This is a genomic window from Silvibacterium bohemicum, assembly GCF_001006305.1.
In the GTDB taxonomy this organism is placed as follows: domain Bacteria; phylum Acidobacteriota; class Terriglobia; order Terriglobales; family Acidobacteriaceae; genus Silvibacterium; species Silvibacterium bohemicum.
Map to the genome: position 1 here is coordinate 192,416 of NZ_LBHJ01000019.1, position 15,344 is coordinate 207,759.

13 protein-coding genes are annotated in these 15,344 nt (G+C 59.4%); 4 read left to right on the forward strand and 9 right to left on the reverse strand.

All coding sequences use genetic code 11. The annotated features are described in order from the left end of the window. Positions 1-151 precede the first annotated feature (151 nt). From XX99_RS22310 to XX99_RS22320, 3 genes are all read left to right on the forward strand, one after another. On the forward strand, positions 152-1,918 hold the full coding sequence (locus tag XX99_RS22310; protein ID WP_050061625.1) for an acyl-CoA mutase large subunit family protein: 1,767 nt from the start codon (positions 152-154) through the stop codon (positions 1,916-1,918). A gap of 167 nt (positions 1,919-2,085) precedes the next feature. Then, positions 2,086-3,153: a LacI family DNA-binding transcriptional regulator gene (locus tag XX99_RS22315; protein ID WP_050061626.1), complete on the forward strand. Its 1,068-nt coding sequence runs from the start codon at positions 2,086-2,088 to the stop codon at positions 3,151-3,153. Between the two features lie 170 nt (positions 3,154-3,323). Further along, a complete protein-coding gene (locus XX99_RS22320) occupies positions 3,324-4,307 on the forward strand; it encodes an aldo/keto reductase (protein ID WP_050061627.1) in 984 nt (327 codons plus the stop codon). Positions 4,308-4,382: 75 nt separating this feature from the next. Here XX99_RS22320 and XX99_RS22325 read toward each other — a convergent pair whose 3' ends face one another. From XX99_RS22325 to XX99_RS22365, 9 genes are all read right to left on the reverse strand, one after another. Further along, complete coding sequence (locus tag XX99_RS22325) at positions 4,383-4,724, reverse strand: PilZ domain-containing protein (RefSeq protein WP_050061628.1); 342 nt, start codon at positions 4,722-4,724, stop codon at positions 4,383-4,385. 193 nt (positions 4,725-4,917) lie between these two features. Further along, positions 4,918-5,364: a hypothetical protein gene (locus tag XX99_RS22330; RefSeq protein WP_050061629.1), complete on the reverse strand. Its 447-nt coding sequence runs from the start codon at positions 5,362-5,364 to the stop codon at positions 4,918-4,920. Positions 5,365-5,369: 5 nt separating this feature from the next. Further along, a complete protein-coding gene (hpnH, locus tag XX99_RS22335) occupies positions 5,370-6,509 on the reverse strand; it encodes an adenosyl-hopene transferase HpnH (protein WP_050061630.1) in 1,140 nt (379 codons plus the stop codon). Positions 6,510-6,526: 17 nt separating this feature from the next. Then, a complete protein-coding gene (locus tag XX99_RS22340) occupies positions 6,527-6,874 on the reverse strand; it encodes a hypothetical protein (RefSeq protein ID WP_050061631.1) in 348 nt (115 codons plus the stop codon). After that, positions 6,875-9,001: a squalene--hopene cyclase gene (gene shc, locus XX99_RS22345; protein ID WP_082125844.1), complete on the reverse strand. Its 2,127-nt coding sequence runs from the start codon at positions 8,999-9,001 to the stop codon at positions 6,875-6,877. 46 nt (positions 9,002-9,047) lie between these two features. Next, positions 9,048-10,034, reverse strand: coding sequence for a 4-hydroxy-3-methylbut-2-enyl diphosphate reductase (locus XX99_RS22350; RefSeq protein WP_050061791.1), 987 nt, complete (start codon positions 10,032-10,034; stop codon positions 9,048-9,050). 151 nt (positions 10,035-10,185) lie between these two features. Then, on the reverse strand, positions 10,186-11,529 hold the full coding sequence (locus tag XX99_RS22355) for an amidohydrolase family protein (RefSeq protein WP_231581563.1): 1,344 nt from the start codon (positions 11,527-11,529) through the stop codon (positions 10,186-10,188). Positions 11,530-11,722: 193 nt separating this feature from the next. Beyond that, positions 11,723-13,282, reverse strand: a complete 1,560-nt coding sequence (locus XX99_RS22360) for an alpha/beta hydrolase-fold protein (protein WP_050061633.1) — start codon at positions 13,280-13,282, stop codon at positions 11,723-11,725. A 354-nt stretch (positions 13,283-13,636) separates the two neighbouring features. Continuing rightward, a complete protein-coding gene (locus XX99_RS22365) occupies positions 13,637-14,662 on the reverse strand; it encodes an aldo/keto reductase (RefSeq protein WP_050061634.1) in 1,026 nt (341 codons plus the stop codon). Positions 14,663-14,861: 199 nt separating this feature from the next. Here XX99_RS22365 and XX99_RS22370 point away from each other — a divergent pair, with 199 nt between their 5' ends. Next, entirely contained in the window at positions 14,862-15,287 is a 426-nt protein-coding gene (locus tag XX99_RS22370; protein WP_050061635.1) for a bactofilin family protein, read from the forward strand. Positions 15,288-15,344: the final 57 nt, after the last annotated feature.

Sequence of the window (15,344 nt, forward strand, 5' to 3'; positions counted from 1 at the left end):
CAAAAGATGAGGCTCAGTCTAGCATGCAGGCGGTGCAAACCGGCTGCCACTTTCGTTCCGTGCTGCATGAGGCCTTTTCGATGAGCGGCTACGCTCATTTGCTCTTGTCCCTGCGCTTCACTATGCTGAGAGGTCGCTCCCGCAGACGCTCATGGCTGAAACTTCATCCCGACCCAAACACACAAAAGCGCATGAAGTCCGGAAGCCATCGGCCGAAGAGCTGCGCTGGCAGCAGGAGACGCTCGCACCTGCGTTGAGCAAGATGCCGGAGCAGGCGATCGGAGCGCCCACCGGCATCAATCGCGATGAGCAGAGCGGGGCGCGTTTCACAACTGTTTCGGGAGCGGAAGTACGACGGCTCTACACGGCAGCCGATCTGCCCGCGGACTTCGAAGATGAGCTTCCCGGCCAGCCTCCTTATACACGCGGCATTCATCCGACCGGCTATCGCGGACGGCTGTGGACCATGCGCCAGTTCTCCGGCTTCGCCAGCCCGGAGGAGACCAACCTGCGCTACAAGTATCTGCTGGCCAGCGGAGGCACCGGGCTCTCTGTGGCCTTCGACCTGCCCACGCTGATGGGGCGCGACTCCGACGATGCGGAGAGCGAAGGCGAGGTAGGCAAATGCGGTGTGGCCATCGATTCGCTGGAGGATATGGAGACGCTCTTCTCCGGCATCGCTCTCGACCGGACATCGGTTTCGATGACCATCAACTCCCCTGCCGGCATCCTGTGGGCGATGTATCTCGCGGTCGCCGAGAAGCAGGGCGCGAATTGGGCGCAGCTTTCGGGCACGCTGCAGAACGACATCCTCAAGGAGTACATCGCGCAGAAGGAGTATCTCTATCCGCCTGCGCCTTCGATGCGGCTGGTGGTCGACACGCTGGAGTTCGGCGCGCATTCCACGCCGCGCTTCAATCCTATTTCCATCTCGGGATATCACATTCGCGAAGCAGGATCGACCGCGCTGCAGGAGCTTGCATTCACCCTCTACGACGGCGTGGAGTACGTCGAGTGGGCGCTGCGGCGCGGCCTCTCCGTCGATGACTTTGCACCCCGGCTGAGTTTCTTCTTCAACTCGCATAATGATTTCTTCGAGGAGATCGCCAAGTTTCGCGCGGCGCGCAAAATCTGGTACCGGCTGATGACGGAGCGCTTCGGCGCGCAGAATCCGCGCTCGCAGTGGATGCGCTTTCACACGCAGACGGCGGGCGTCTCGCTCACCGCGCAGCAGCCGAAGAACAACATCGTGCGCGTGGCCATTCAGGCGCTGGCGGCGGTGCTGGGCGGGACACAATCGCTGCACACCGATGGCTTCGACGAAGCTCTGGCACTGCCCACAGAGGATGCGGCGCGCGTTGCGCTGCGCACGCAGCAGATCCTGGCTTATGAATCCGGAGTGGCCGACGTTGCCGATCCGCTGGGTGGTTCTTACTTCGTCGAGAGCCTCACTGCAGAGATGGAGAAGAACGCCTTCGCATACTTCGAGAAGCTCGATGCCATGGGCGGTATGGTCAAGGCCATCGAGCACGGATTTCCGCAGAAGGAGATCGCAGAAGCCAGCTACGCGTATCAGCGCGCAGTGGAGGCTCGCGAAAAGATCATCGTCGGCGTCAACGACTATCGCACCGACGAGAAGCAGCCGCCCATTCTGTATATCGGCGAGTCGGTGCGGGAGATGCAGACAGCGAAGCTGAAACGGCTGCGCAGTGCGCGCTCGAACGAGGCGGTGGAGCGCAGCCTCAATGCGCTGCGCCGTGCGGCAGAGCAGGAGCCGCAGGCGAACCGAGGCGGCATCTCCAGCGCCAACACTATGCCTTACCTGCTGGACTGCGTACGAGCCTATGCGACGGTCGGAGAGATTGCCGGAGCGCTCGAACAAGTGTTCGGAAGCTATCGGGAAGTAAGCATCGCGTGATGCGCACAAAGACCTTCTGGTCGCACGAAAATTTCTAGAACGAATCGTACGAATTAATCTCCATCTTCCCGCTTTATCCGGATACCCTCTAAAAAAACGGTTTATCGTTGCGTCACGAATCCATGATTTTCTCGCGTCTGAGGGAAGAACGTGCTAAAACATCGCCTATGAACAAGGAGAAGCAAGACACGCGCTCCGAAAATGGACCGATCAATCTGCGGCAGCTGTCCGAGGTATTGCGACTGTCGCAAACCACCATTTCTCTGGTGCTCAACGACTCGCCGGCGGCCAAGTCCATCCCCGCGCATACTCGCGAACGGGTCTTCGAAGCGGCTCGCAAGTTTCAATACCGGCCCAACTATTTCGCGCGGTCGCTGCGGCGCAGCAAGAGCATGTCCATCGGTGTGCTTGCGCCGGACCTGAGCGAAGGATACTTCACGCTGGTGATGCAAGGCGTGGAAGAATACCTGCTGCGCGCGCACTACTTCTACTTCACGGCCAGCCACTACTGGCAGCCGGATCTGATGAATGATTACCCGCGCCTGTTGGTCGAGCGCGCAGTAGACGGCTTTCTTCTCCTCAATACTCCGGCTGCGGTTGAGAGCGTGCTGCCCACCGTTGCCATCTCCGCGCATAATGACACCAAGGGTGTTACAAATGTCGTGCTCGACCACCGCATGGCCTCCGAGCTTGCGCTCGAGCACCTCTATCAGCTGGGACATCGGCAAATTGCGTTTATGAAAGGCCCGGAGATCATCCCCGATACGGAATACCGATGGAACGGCATTCTTCAGGCGGCGAAGAAACTGAAGATAGAAGTTAAGCCGGAGCTGTGCATCCAGCTAAGCGCCGATAGCTGGTCGCCGGAGGTTGGCTATCATCCGATGAAGACGCTGCTGGAGCGCTCTCGCGACTTCACCGCGATCTTCTGCTTCAACGACATCTCCGCGATCGGCGTCATCCGGGCCATTCACGATGCCGGCCTCTCGGTGCCTGAAGATATCTCTGTGATCGGGTTCGACGACATCATCAGCGCTGCCTACCAGAAACCGAGCCTCACAACGGTTCGCCAGCCGCTGCGCAAGATGGGCAGCGAAGGCGCACAGATATTGCTTGAACTGATTGCCGATCCGAAGAAGGAACAGCCAACGGAGATCGTCATGCAGCCGGAGCTGATCGTGCGAGAGTCGACTGGCCAGGCGCCTGTTGCGCTCGCCAGGCCCAAGAGAGCTTAGTGGCCGCTTCTGTTTCTGACAGAGGCGGCTCTTATACGACTTCCGAATGATCCTCTCGTGACAGGCACTCTCTCGATTTTGATCGTGGCAATCCCGCTCCTGAAGCGAACGCCGGCTCCGCCGCATCCAAATGCGGTAACGACGCCCCATCCAATCGCATAGGAGTAACAATGGACTACGTCAACTTAGGCAAAACCGGCCTGAAGGTTTCCCGCATCTGTCTCGGCGCCATGACCTATGGCTCGAAGAAGTGGCGCGAGTGGATTCTTGAAGAGGCCGAGAGCCGGCCTTTCATCCAGAGCGCGCTGGAAAGCGGCATCAATTTCTTCGACACCGCCGACGTTTATTCCCTCGGTGTAAGCGAGGAGATTCTTGGCCGCGCCCTCAAGGATTTCGGCCCGTCGCGCGACAAGCTGGTGATTGCCACCAAGGTTTTCAGTCCCATGGGCGACGACCCGAACCAGCGCGGCCTCTCCCGCAAACACATCCTGCATTCGATCGACGACAGCCTGCGCCGGCTCGGCACCGATTATGTCGATCTTTACCAGATTCACCGCTTCGATCCGTTCACGCCCGTTGAAGAAACCCTGGAAGCGCTGGATGACGTCGTCCGCTCCGGGAAAGCGCTCTACATCGGCGCGTCTTCGATGTATGCCTGGCAGTTCCAGAAGATGCTGTACACGTCGGAGAAGCTTGGCCTGGCAAAGTTCGTCACCATGCAGAACCATTACAACCTGATCTATCGCGAAGAAGAGCGCGAGATGATTCCGCTGTGCAAAGCCGAAGGGATCGGCCTCATTCCGTGGAGCCCGCTGGCTCGCGGTTTTCTGGCCGGCAATCGCAGCAAACAGGATAAGGGCGAAACCACCCGCGCCAAGACCGACGCCTTTGCCCACGACCTCTACTATCGCGACTCCGACTTTACCGTCGTCGATCGCATTACTGAGATCGCCAAAAAGCGCGGCGTCAACAATGCCCAGGTGGCTTTGGCATGGATCCTCTCCAAGCCCGAAGTCAGCTCGCCGATCATCGGAGCCAGCAAGATGTCGCATCTCGACGACGCACTGAAAGCGCTGGAGATCAAGTTGGAGCCGGAAGAGATCAAGGCGCTGGAAGAGCCTTATGAGCCGCACCCTATTCTGGGACACAGTTAGAGCAACAAGTGTTTTCCGCAAACAGCGATGCCCTCCATTCGGAGGGCATCGCTCTTTTAAATGGCTGAGGAGGAGCTAAATGTTTCCGGTGAGAGCGTCATCCAGCACTCCCTGAATGCCAAATCCCCTTGAGTCCGCTTCGCCCACGGTCCGAGTGACCGTGCCGCTCGATTCAATCCGCTTCTCGCCTGTGTTTCCGTCAGGCGACGGAAAGAGAATTTCGATGCGAACATTGCTTCCCATGGGAGGGCACTTGCTGCTGAGGATGAACGCTCCATCCAGAGCGACATCCACCGTAAAACCTTCTCCGGTATGTTCTGCTCCGTCGTTCCAGTGAAAGATCACCGGCAGCCGCAGCTTATACCGGACAGCTGCTCGACGTTGTAGTGCTCGCTCGTGCGTGAGGGTCGCATCCATAAATACCGCTCATGTTAAGTGATTTTCAAAAGGCTCCGCAAGTTATTGAATCTTTAAAGGATATTAGTACGATTCAGCGCGCGGCCATACAACCTTCAGGGTAGATATATGGGAGCTTTGGGGGAGAATCCCTAGAAAAAGAGAGATGAGACGTGATCAATCGGTTGGAAAGAGCCGCGTCCGGAGGCTGGAGCTAGTCCAGCGCCTCCGGATGGATGGCGATTTCCTTTTCGCCGGCGGCCTTCTTCTCCCAGTACTTCTTCACCCAGGCTTCGAAGCTCTTGCCTGCGGCGGTGTCGCGGCCGGTGAAGGCCAGGGCCGCGATATCCGAATAAGGGATGGTCAGTTTAGTGCGTTCCGTCGACGGGATGACGCGCACGGCGGAGTCCTGCAGATTCGAGCCGGTGCGCCGGTCGAAGATGTAGCCGGCGACCTGGCGTCCGTCCTTCAGGGTCAGAGTCACGTCGCCGCGATAGTCAAAGGCTTTCTCCAGGGCGGCACGAATCTCCTCGTCCGAAGCCAGCGACGGAATCCAGCCTTCGAGATTCTCTTTCTCGCGTCCGGCAATATGCTCCAGCTCGTCGGCACTCTGGGTGCGCAGCTGCTCGATGCGAAGGTGCTCCTGTTGCTCGGTTGCCATTCGGCCTAGTCTCCTGAAACCGTCTGCAGCGAATCGCTGGCGGCAGCTACCGAAGGCTGGATCTGCACCAGCGGACTGGTGTGCTCCGGCTTCCATTCGTTGAGAAGCTTCTGCGCGTCGGGATCGGGATAGAGCGTCGGGAACATGTACCTCCTGGCGGTGACCAGGAATCCCTTCAGCGAGCTGAAGTTGTAATCAACGGCCGAGGCTTCGTGTCCCGAGTGGACCATGCAGTTGGCGCACTGGGGATTGCCGCTCTTTGCCCCGTAGTTCGCCCATTCGGTCGCTTCCATCAGCTCCGCGAACGTGTCGGCGTATCCGTCCTGCAGCAGATAGCAGGGCTTCTGCCAGCCGAAGATCGAAAATGTCGGCATACCCCAGGGCGTGCACTCGAAGTGCTGCTTGCCCATCAGAAATTCGGAGAACAGAGGATGGGTGTTGAACTCCCAGCTCTTTTTGCGGTTGGAGAGGATCATGCGGAAGAGCTTGCGCGACCGCGCCTTGCCCAGAAAGTGATTCTGGTCCGGCGCCTTATCGTAGGTGTATCCCGGGGAGACCATCATGCTCTCGACACCCGCCGCCATCAGTTCATCGAAGTGCGTGCGGACCGAGTTCGGATCGGCACCGTCGAAGAGCGTGGTGTTGGTGGTTACGCGGAAGCCGGCGGCCACTGCAGCGCGGACGCCTTCCATGGCAATGTCATATCCGCCTTCGCGGCATACCGAGAAGTCGTGATGCTCGCGCTGTCCGTCCACGTGGACCGAAAACGACAGGTATTTGCTGGGCTTGAAAAGATGAAGTTTTTCTTTAAGAAGCAGCGCGTTCGTGCACATGTACACGTACTTCTTACGTTCGACCAGTCCGGCCACGATCTCCGGCATTTGGGGATGGAGTAATGGTTCGCCGCCGGGAATCGACACCATCGGCGCGCCGCACTCTTCCACTGCGCGGAAGCATTCTTCCGGCGTCAGCTCGGCCTTGAGAATGTGGGCCGGATACTGGATCTTGCCGCAACCGGCGCACGCCAGATTGCAGCGGAACAACGGCTCCAGCATCAGCACCAGCGGATAGCGTTTGCGCCCCTTGAGCTTCTGCTTCAACACATATGTGGCAACTGTCCATGCCTGAGATATCGGTACGGCCATCGGTTCGTGTGTCCCCTTCAGTGTTGCTGCGCTTTGCGTAACTGCGCCAGCTCGATTTCTAGTTCTGCGTTGCGACGGGTCAGATCAGAGATTTTTACGGCGTCGTAGATTCTCTCGAGTCGTTCCGCAGCACGTTTCTCGGCACTTGCAATCTCTGTCTTGAGTTCGGTTGAATTGAGCCGCAATTCGTCTCGCAGCAAACCGATCTCTTCCCTCAAATTTACATTGCCGCTGCGCACCTCATCCCGTAGCGCGTTTAATCCGGCAACGACAGCCTTGAGATCGGGAGCGACGACATCCTGCAGTGGCTGACGCAAATCGCCTACGATCGACATCGCACTTCCTCCCTTAATCTCAGCCGGCATTTAGTCCTTCTCCAAGGCTCGCTTGTAGTTCGTCAATGCCAGCAGTGGGAAGTAGTCCCTGTAGAGGTGGTAGGCGAGGTAAAACACTCGCGGAAACCCTGTCCCGGTGTAAATCGCCTGCCTCTGCGGTCCTGAGCCTACACTCTCGTCCCACGAACCATCTGGCTGCTGATACTTCAACAACCACTTGATGCCTTTGGCGACCGAGTCGCTGCGTTTATCGCCGGCGGCCAGCAGTCCCAGAACCGCCCAGGCGGTCTGCGAAGGCGTACTCAGGCCAATACCGCGCGTGACCGGATCGTCGTAGCTGTTGCAGCTCTCACCCCATCCGCCGTCGGCATTCTGCACTGAGCGAATCCACTCCGCTGCCTGCTGGATCTGCGGCTCGTGGTTCCAGACGCCAATCGCTTCCAAACCGCGCAGGACCAGAAACGTGCCGTAGATATAGTTGACGCCCCAGCGACCGAACCAGCTGCCGTCCGGCTCCTGTTCGTCGTAGACAAACTTGATGGCCCGCTCGATGCGCTTGTCCTTGCGGGTAAAGCCGTAGGTCGCCAGCGCTTCCAGGATTCGCCCCGTGATGTCGACGGTCGGCGGATCGAGCATGGCGTTGTGATCGGCGAACGGGATGTACTGGAAGATCATCTTCGTATTGTCTTTATCGAAGCTGGCCCAGCCGCCGTTCTTGCACTGCATAGAGAAAATCCAATCGATGGCCCGCTGCGAGACGTCGTACTGATAGCGCTCGCGGGGGTTGTCGACCTTGTTTAAAGCAAGAAGAACCTGTCCGGAATCATCGACATCCGGGTAGAACTCATTGTTGAACTCGAAGTACCATCCGCCCGGCTCTACGCGGGGCACCTTTACCGACCAGTCACCTTTATGCCGAACTTCCTTGGAGAGCATCCAGTCGGCGGCCTTAAGCAGACGGGCGTCGTTGCGCGGCACGCCGGCTTCACCCAAGGCATAGACCGCCTGCGCCGTGTCCCACACCGGCGAAACACAGGGCTGCATGCGGAAGGTGGGCTGCGGATAATCTTTGGTCCCATTCGGCGCGTCGATGCCGAGCTTTTCGAACTCGTCCATGGCGCGGATGACCTGGGGATCGTCGAGCGAGTAGCCCAGGCAGCGCATGGCGATGATGGAGTTCAACATGGCAGGATAAATTGCGCCCAGACCATCCGACATCTCGAAACGCTCCAGCATCCACTTCTCAGCCTTCTTGAGCGCGATCTTGCGCAGGGGGCGGATGTGAATACGCTCCATCCAGTGCACGATACGGTCGACGAGGAGAAAGAAATTTCGCCAGCTGATCTTGTTTTTGCGATCGAAGCGAAGGTGCAGGTCGGCGTTGGTGCGGCCGCCGACAAAAAGCTCGTCGATTCCCTGTTCGGTAGGAATTTTTTTAAACGGCTTCTTGGCATACGCAATGGAAAGCGGGACCAGAATGGCGCGGGACCAGGAGGATATCTCGTAAATGTTGAAATAAAACCAGTTAGGGAAGAGCACGATCTCCGGCGGAACGGCCGGGACGGCGTCGTACTCATACTGCCCTAGAAAGCAAAGATATATCTTAGTGAAGGTGTTGCACTCAACAACGCCGCCGTGAGCGAGGATCCAATCGCGCGCGCGGCTCATGTCGGGGCGGTCGGGAGAGATGCGCATTAGCTTGCCCGCGAAGTAGCATTTCACGGTAAGGCTGATATTCGAAGGGCCGCCGGGGTAGATCGACCAGCCGCCGTCGGCGTTTTGGTAACGCCAGATCTCGGTCATGGCACGCTGAAGCTTGTCTTCGTTGCCGGCCCTGGTGCCCAGTAATTCATGGGCAAAGATGTAATCCGCTTCCAGCAGGGGGTCGGCTTCGAGCTCTCCGCACCAGAATCCGGCGGGATCCTGCTGCGAAAAAATGTAATCACGGGAGCGATGCGCGGCGGCTTCGACGTCCTGAAGATCGGCGTCGATCCGGCCGAAGCGGACGCGGCCGTTCTCGCGTGGCGTATCGTTTTCCGCCACATGCCCCGGAGTGCCGGCATTCGATGCTGCGGAGCGGGACTTGGAGCCTACAGATTGCGGGGATACAGGGTGATCAGGTGCTCCGGGTTGTGGTGTATCGAATGTTGTACTCATGCTGTCCGAATCGCCGGCCGCGGTGCGCCGGTCATGCTAATTCCATTTAGACCGTCGCCGGAGTTGTTCCGGGAGCGGATTGGATGGCTTGCACTATCTCCGGCGGTAAGCCGAAGCGGACGTTCTCGGGCATTACTTCCACTTCTTCGACGGACCCGAAACCGCGATCCTTCAGATACGCGACGACATCTTCGACCAGGACTTCTGGAGCCGAAGCGCCGGCGGTAACCGCTACGGTAGAGACCCCATCCAGCCATACGGAATCGATGGCCCTGGAGTTCTCGATAAGATAGCTGCGCGTGCTGAGATTTTGCGAAACCTCAACCAGCCGGTTGGAGTTGGAGCTGTTGTTGGAGCCAACCACGAGGACCAGGTCCGCCTGGTGCGCCACGTTCTTCACCGCCGTCTGGCGGTTCTCGGTGGCATAGCAGATGTCCTGGGAGTGCGGCCCGGCGATCTTGGGAAACTTGTCTTTGAGCGCTTGGATAATGTCCCGCGCTTCGTCGAGCGACAGGGTGGTCTGGGTGAGGTAGGCGACGTGTTCCGGATCGGGGACCTGTAATGTCTGCACTTCTTCGACGCTGGAGACGACCTGGGTCACGTCGGGCGCTTCGCCCAGGGTGCCTTCGATCTCGTCGTGATCGCGATGGCCGATAAGAATCAGCGAATAGCCCTGCTTAGCGAACTTGATGGCTTCGACGTGAACCTTGGTGACGAGCGGGCAGGTGGCGTCGATCACTTTGAGCTTGCGCTCCTTGGACTGCTCGCGGACGGCAGGCGACACACCGTGGGCGCTGTAGATCACGCGCATGCCCGACGGGACCTGGTCGATGTCATCGACGAAAATTGCGCCCTTAGCCGCTAACTCATCCACTACAAAGCGGTTATGGACGATCTCCTTGCGCACGTAGATGGGCGCGCCGAAGGTTTCGAGGGCAATCTTGACGATATCGATGGCGCGCACCACGCCAGCGCAGAAACCGCGCGGCTTGAGAAGGAGAACTCGCTTATCAGTGGCTGTCGGCTCGGCGATATCGGAGCCGGGGGCATTGGTTGCAAAAGTGGTGGCAGTCACATTGATTAGTATACCGTTCTGAAGTGCAAGCGAACAGTAGTAACCGAGTCACGCCCGCGAATAGAAAGCGGCGGAAATTTGAATCCAGCGGAGAAAATCCACACTTCTCTTACTGGAAACCGTAGAGTTGAGCGGCTGTTCCGCGCAGCACCATCTGGGCAATGGAGGCGGCACGTTCCCTGCCGATCTCTCCATCGCGCAGCATTCCGGTCAGCGCCAATCCCAGGGCCTGGCGGGCGTTGCGGTTGGCAATCCATGCTGCTTCTTCCCATCCCATCGATTCGGAGAACGGGTAGCCATCGGTCCCGAACATCACCTTATCCGGGAAGGTTTCCAGCCATTCACGGAGCCAATTGGCCATGGTTCGCGGAGGAAAGGTGAGCGACTGCTGCGAGAGATCGAGATAGACATTCGGCTTCTGAAGCAGCGCTCCAGCTTCGCGCACGAAGGGCCAGCCGCCATGAAGCATCACGAAATGGGTTTTGCGAAGCCGGGGATCGTTGAAGATATTCTCCAGCAGCATGGGATTCCCCTTGGCGACATCGAAATACCCTCCGCCGCCGGACATGGTGTGAAGATGGACCGGCAAGCCGAGCCGGCCGCACTCCGCGGCGATGGAGCGGAAGAGAAAATCCTGCAGGGCCTTGTATTCGATCGGATCGGGACGGCCGCCTGCGGCCCACTTTGCATAGATACGCTCCGCGGTCTCCCGCGGCACGTCGGCAAAGTCGAATCCTCGCAGATAGGCGACCTCGAACTTCTCAGCTACCGCTCCTCCTGCCTTTTGCCGTTCCAGGGTCGGAGTGACCACGCGAGTCAGATACTCCGCGAGAGTTGCCGGAGCTGCCTGCAGTCCAGCCGCCTGCAGATATTGTTTGCGCAGCCGCTCTTCGAGCGGGAAGAACTGCGCCCGGTCCGGCGTTGCCGCTGTGAGGCTGCCGTTGTCCAGCGGAAACAACAGCGCGTCGATGTAGGGTACCCAGCGAAAGCGTGGCGCGGCCAATCCCGTCCCCATCGCGACGCGATTGCCAAGCATGGTCGCGATGTCCGTCTGATCCAGCACCCAGGCGGCATAATGCTCGCCCTCCCGGGTTTTGATCCGGGCGCGGGCTGCGTTGAGCTGCTTGAGCCCATCGGCATCGAGCGGAGCTGTCGCATCGAAACCCCACAGCGCCTTCCAGGCCAGCGGCAGCTGCGGATTGTCCGGACGCCATGCCACGGGATCGGTCTCCGGCTCCATGTTGTCCACGGGCAGGGCGTCAAAGTTGCGATCCGTGCCGTCGTTCGGAGGCGGCAGTACCGGGTGCGCGTGGTTATCGATGGCCTTGATGGAGGCGATGACCGCGGCGATTTGGGGATCGATGTCGCGCGTTACATCGTTCGCAGGCGATTGGCTTTGCGCGAGACAGGACATGCCGCAGAGCCAGACCGCCAGCAGCAAGCGGGGCCACACAAATGCGACGCGGGAAGGAAGAAAAACCATCACAAGGTGAAGCTAGCATGATCGGGGATTGGTCGGCGTTAAGCTCGCCTCAGCGGCTGAAGCCGCTTCTATCGTGCATTGTTAATGTGCGAGCTGAAGCTCGCACCTACCAGTCCGCTGTGCACCTACCCTTTTGCCGCGCCTACCCGTCTGCTGCGCGTGGCTATTTTCCCTTCCACTGCTGGCCGTTGTGTCCGGCGGCCCACATCTCGGCTCCGATCCGGTCGAGGAGGCCGGCCCGGTCGTCGCCTACCTTGTACAGGTCGAAGTGGGTGCGATTCTCGATGAAGGTGAAGTGCGCATCGGCATTCAAGCTGCGGAGGACGGCGTCGAACTTGTGCGCTGCGCCATCGAGATAGAAGGTGTCGGCCGTGCCGACAAAGACGTGGATCTTGCCGCGCAGTGCCGGACCGCGGACCGACCACTCGGTGGTGACTTTATGCGCGAGATCGTAGTGGTCGCGCCAGTAGGCGACGACTTGGGGATCGACGTCGCCGGTATCGCGGTTGAACATGGGCAGCGGACGGCCATCGGCTCCGCGCGGTGAAAAGACCCAATCGAAGGAGCCGAATTGCCCTCCGTACTCGCCCAAAACCCGCTCCATCTTGGCAAAACCCTCGGCCGTTCCCAGCACCTTGTCGTGATCGCGCACCAGAGGATAGGGCGTGCCGTCGGGCCGGTGATACATGTTGGCATGGGGTGCGTAGAGGTCGACGCCGGTGAAGTCATGGAAGTCGCTGGGGTCCGGCGAGGTCGACCACGTTCCGCCGAAGATGCCCGGATAGTTCACCTGCAGCTGCAGCGTGGCCCAGCCGCCCGAAGAGTGTCCTTGCAGAAAGCGGCCGTGTACGGTCGAATCCATCCGGTACTTCGCTTCCAGATAAGGCATGAACTCGGCGGTCAGCGCCGAGCCCCATGGCCCGTTGTTCGCTGAATTTGTGAACTCGTGCGTCCCGGTCGCCCACGACTCATCCAGCATCACCCAGATCATGGGCGGCATCTTGCCTTCCGCCATGCGTTTGTAGATCGCCGCGCCGGACTGTTTGCAGGAGGCGAGAGTGGCAGTAAAGCCGTGCGTCCAATAGACGCTGAGATAGCGCTCTTTCTGATTGGCTTGATATCCCGGCGGCAAAATCACCCAGGCTCGCATGTGGACGGGCGTGCCGAAGAAGCGGCTCAGCACCGGGCTGACGAAATCTTCGAGATGCGCGGCATGCTCCTGCTCTGCAGTGAGCGGGGTGCGCGGCGCTCGTTCCGCCACGGCCTCGGTCAACGTAAGGGACGGCTCGCTTCCCTTGCCCGGTGTCCAGTCGGTTAGCGCGACGACCTTGCTGATCAGGTCGCCTTCGCCGCGTCCCGAATAGTCATAGGTATGCCGCGTGTCGAGCACGGCCTGCACCTGGTAGTTGCCGGGCTTCAGCGTCGAAAAGCCGTGCGGATAAACGAGATCGTCGGTATCGACCTCGACCGATCCGCCTGGCTTGAGCTGGGTCACCTCTTTGGCTGCAGCATAGACCGGTTTAGGCGAGAAAGGATCGTCGTCGACCGCCGTCGCTCCCGAGCCCTCGGTAAGGAAGATCAGTATCCGGCCGGAGGCAGCGGCCGGTGCCTGCTGACCCAGCGTCACGCGGAAAAAGAGATGTGCGGAGGATTGCGCAGTGGCAGCCGCGCACGCAAACCAAGAGACTAAGGCGTAGAGGGCGGCAATTCGGCAGCGATGCATGAGGGAGGATTCTAGCAAAAGACCAGATACTTCTCTGCGATCCGAGGTCTTCGAAGGAACAGGTGTATTCAACGTGGTTCCATAAGGGGATTGCATTCCGCAATGCCTCGGCAGAGGTAAATAAAAACAATTGGCAGTGGCCTGGGCAGAAGCGCCCACGGTAGGATGCGCGGATCAGAAAAACGACGGTCTAGGGGATGAAACATCGCGCGAGATAGAGGCAAAGGGGGTGTGAGGCCTGCATCAGCAGGCCGATCGTCGTGCCGGCCAATATCGATCATGCGTTGTGAGCTTGAGCGATATTGGCCGGCAAAATAGCGGATGGTAATGTTCCGCTATGGATCGGGCTTCGCTTTAAACCGGCAGCGGATTCCGTTCCATGAACTGGCGCTGGTGCCAGTAGGGATAGACCGGCATGACGTCGCTGGCGGCGTCGAGTGCGGCAACCTGCTCCGTCGTCAGGCTCCAATCGGCTGCGGCGAGATTCTGCTTGAGCTGCTCTTCATTGCGCGCGCCGAGGATCACGCTGGAGACGGTCGGGCGCTGCAGCAACCAGTTGATGGCGATCTGCGGCACACTCCGGCCGGTCTGCGCAGCAATCACATCGATGGCGTCGACGACCTTATATAGATACTCGTCAGCTATCTGTGGCCCGTTGTCGGCGGTGACGTGGAGACGGCTCTGCTCGGGCAGCGGATGGCCGCGGCGGATCTTGCCGGTGAGCCTTCCCCAGCCGAGAGGACTCCACACCAGCGTTCCGACCTTCTGATCGAGGCCGAGAGGCATCAGCTCCCACTCGAACTCACGTCCGACCAGCGAATAGTAGGACTGCTGCGCAACGTACCGCGCCCAGCCATAGCGCTCGGAGATGGCGAGCGACTTCATCAGGTGCCAGCCTGAGAAATTGGAGCAGGCGATGTAGCGGATCTTGCCGGCCTTCACCAGCGTGTCCAGCGTCTCCAGCGTTTCATCGATGGGCGTGGTCGCGTCGAAGCCGTGCATATGGTAGATGTCGATGTGATCGATGCCCAGACGCTTTAGGCTGCCATGCACCGACTCGATGATGTGGTGACGCGAAGAGCCGACGTCGTTCGGGCCTTTGCCCAGGCGGAAGGTGCACTTAGTTGAAACGAGAAGGCGGTTGCGCTTTCCCGCAATGGCCTTGCCCAGCACCTCTTCGGCGAGACCGTCAGAGTAGACATCCGCGACATCGAAGAGGTTGACTCCGGCATCGAGACACTGATCGATCAGCCGCGCGCCCTCATCCGCACCGGTGTTTCCCCACGCACGAAAGAACTCGTTTCCACCGCCGAAGGTGCCCGCGCCAAAGCTGAGCGTAGAGACCTTCAGACCCGAATGACCAAGCTGTCTGTATTCCATGGAGCTATGGATGCGGGACGAAGCGCCGGGGTTCAGAATCGAGGTTCAAGTCTGGCGACAGATTCAGGTGTACCTATTGTTACAAATTCGCAACATGGTATCGACGGAGCTACCTGTCGCAGGGAAAAGTTGCGGCCCCGCACACTCCTTGCGTATAGTTCGACCAAGACCACCCAGTAATTTCAACAGGAGTTTTCAGATGCCACCGTTAGATGCAGCCGGCGCCGCCTCCATCGGCAAATCCGTGCAGATTCGTGGAGAAGTGAAAGGCAGCGAAGATCTCCTGGTAGACGGATTGGTGGAGGGCACGATTACCCTCACCGAGAGCCGTCTCACCATCGGGCCCAATGCCCAGGTTCAGGCCAATGTGTCGGCCCGCGACGTGGTGATTCTCGGCGCCCTCAACGGTGACGTTGTCGCCACCGGCCGGGTTGAGCTTCGTGCCGGTGCGAACATCGTTGGAGACATTAAAGCGGCGCGGCTTTCTATCGAAGAAAACGCCGCCTTCTCGGGAAAGGTTGACCTGATCCAGGGAACTGCGGCCTCCATCAGCGACCGAGGTTCCGCACCATCGGCTCCTCCTACGTCCACGCAGCCCGGCGCTCTCTTCGGGGCGTCGAAATAGCCAGGTTCTAACCAGGTTCAGCCAACGGCGTCCGGTGTGCTCTTCCGCTTTCGAACG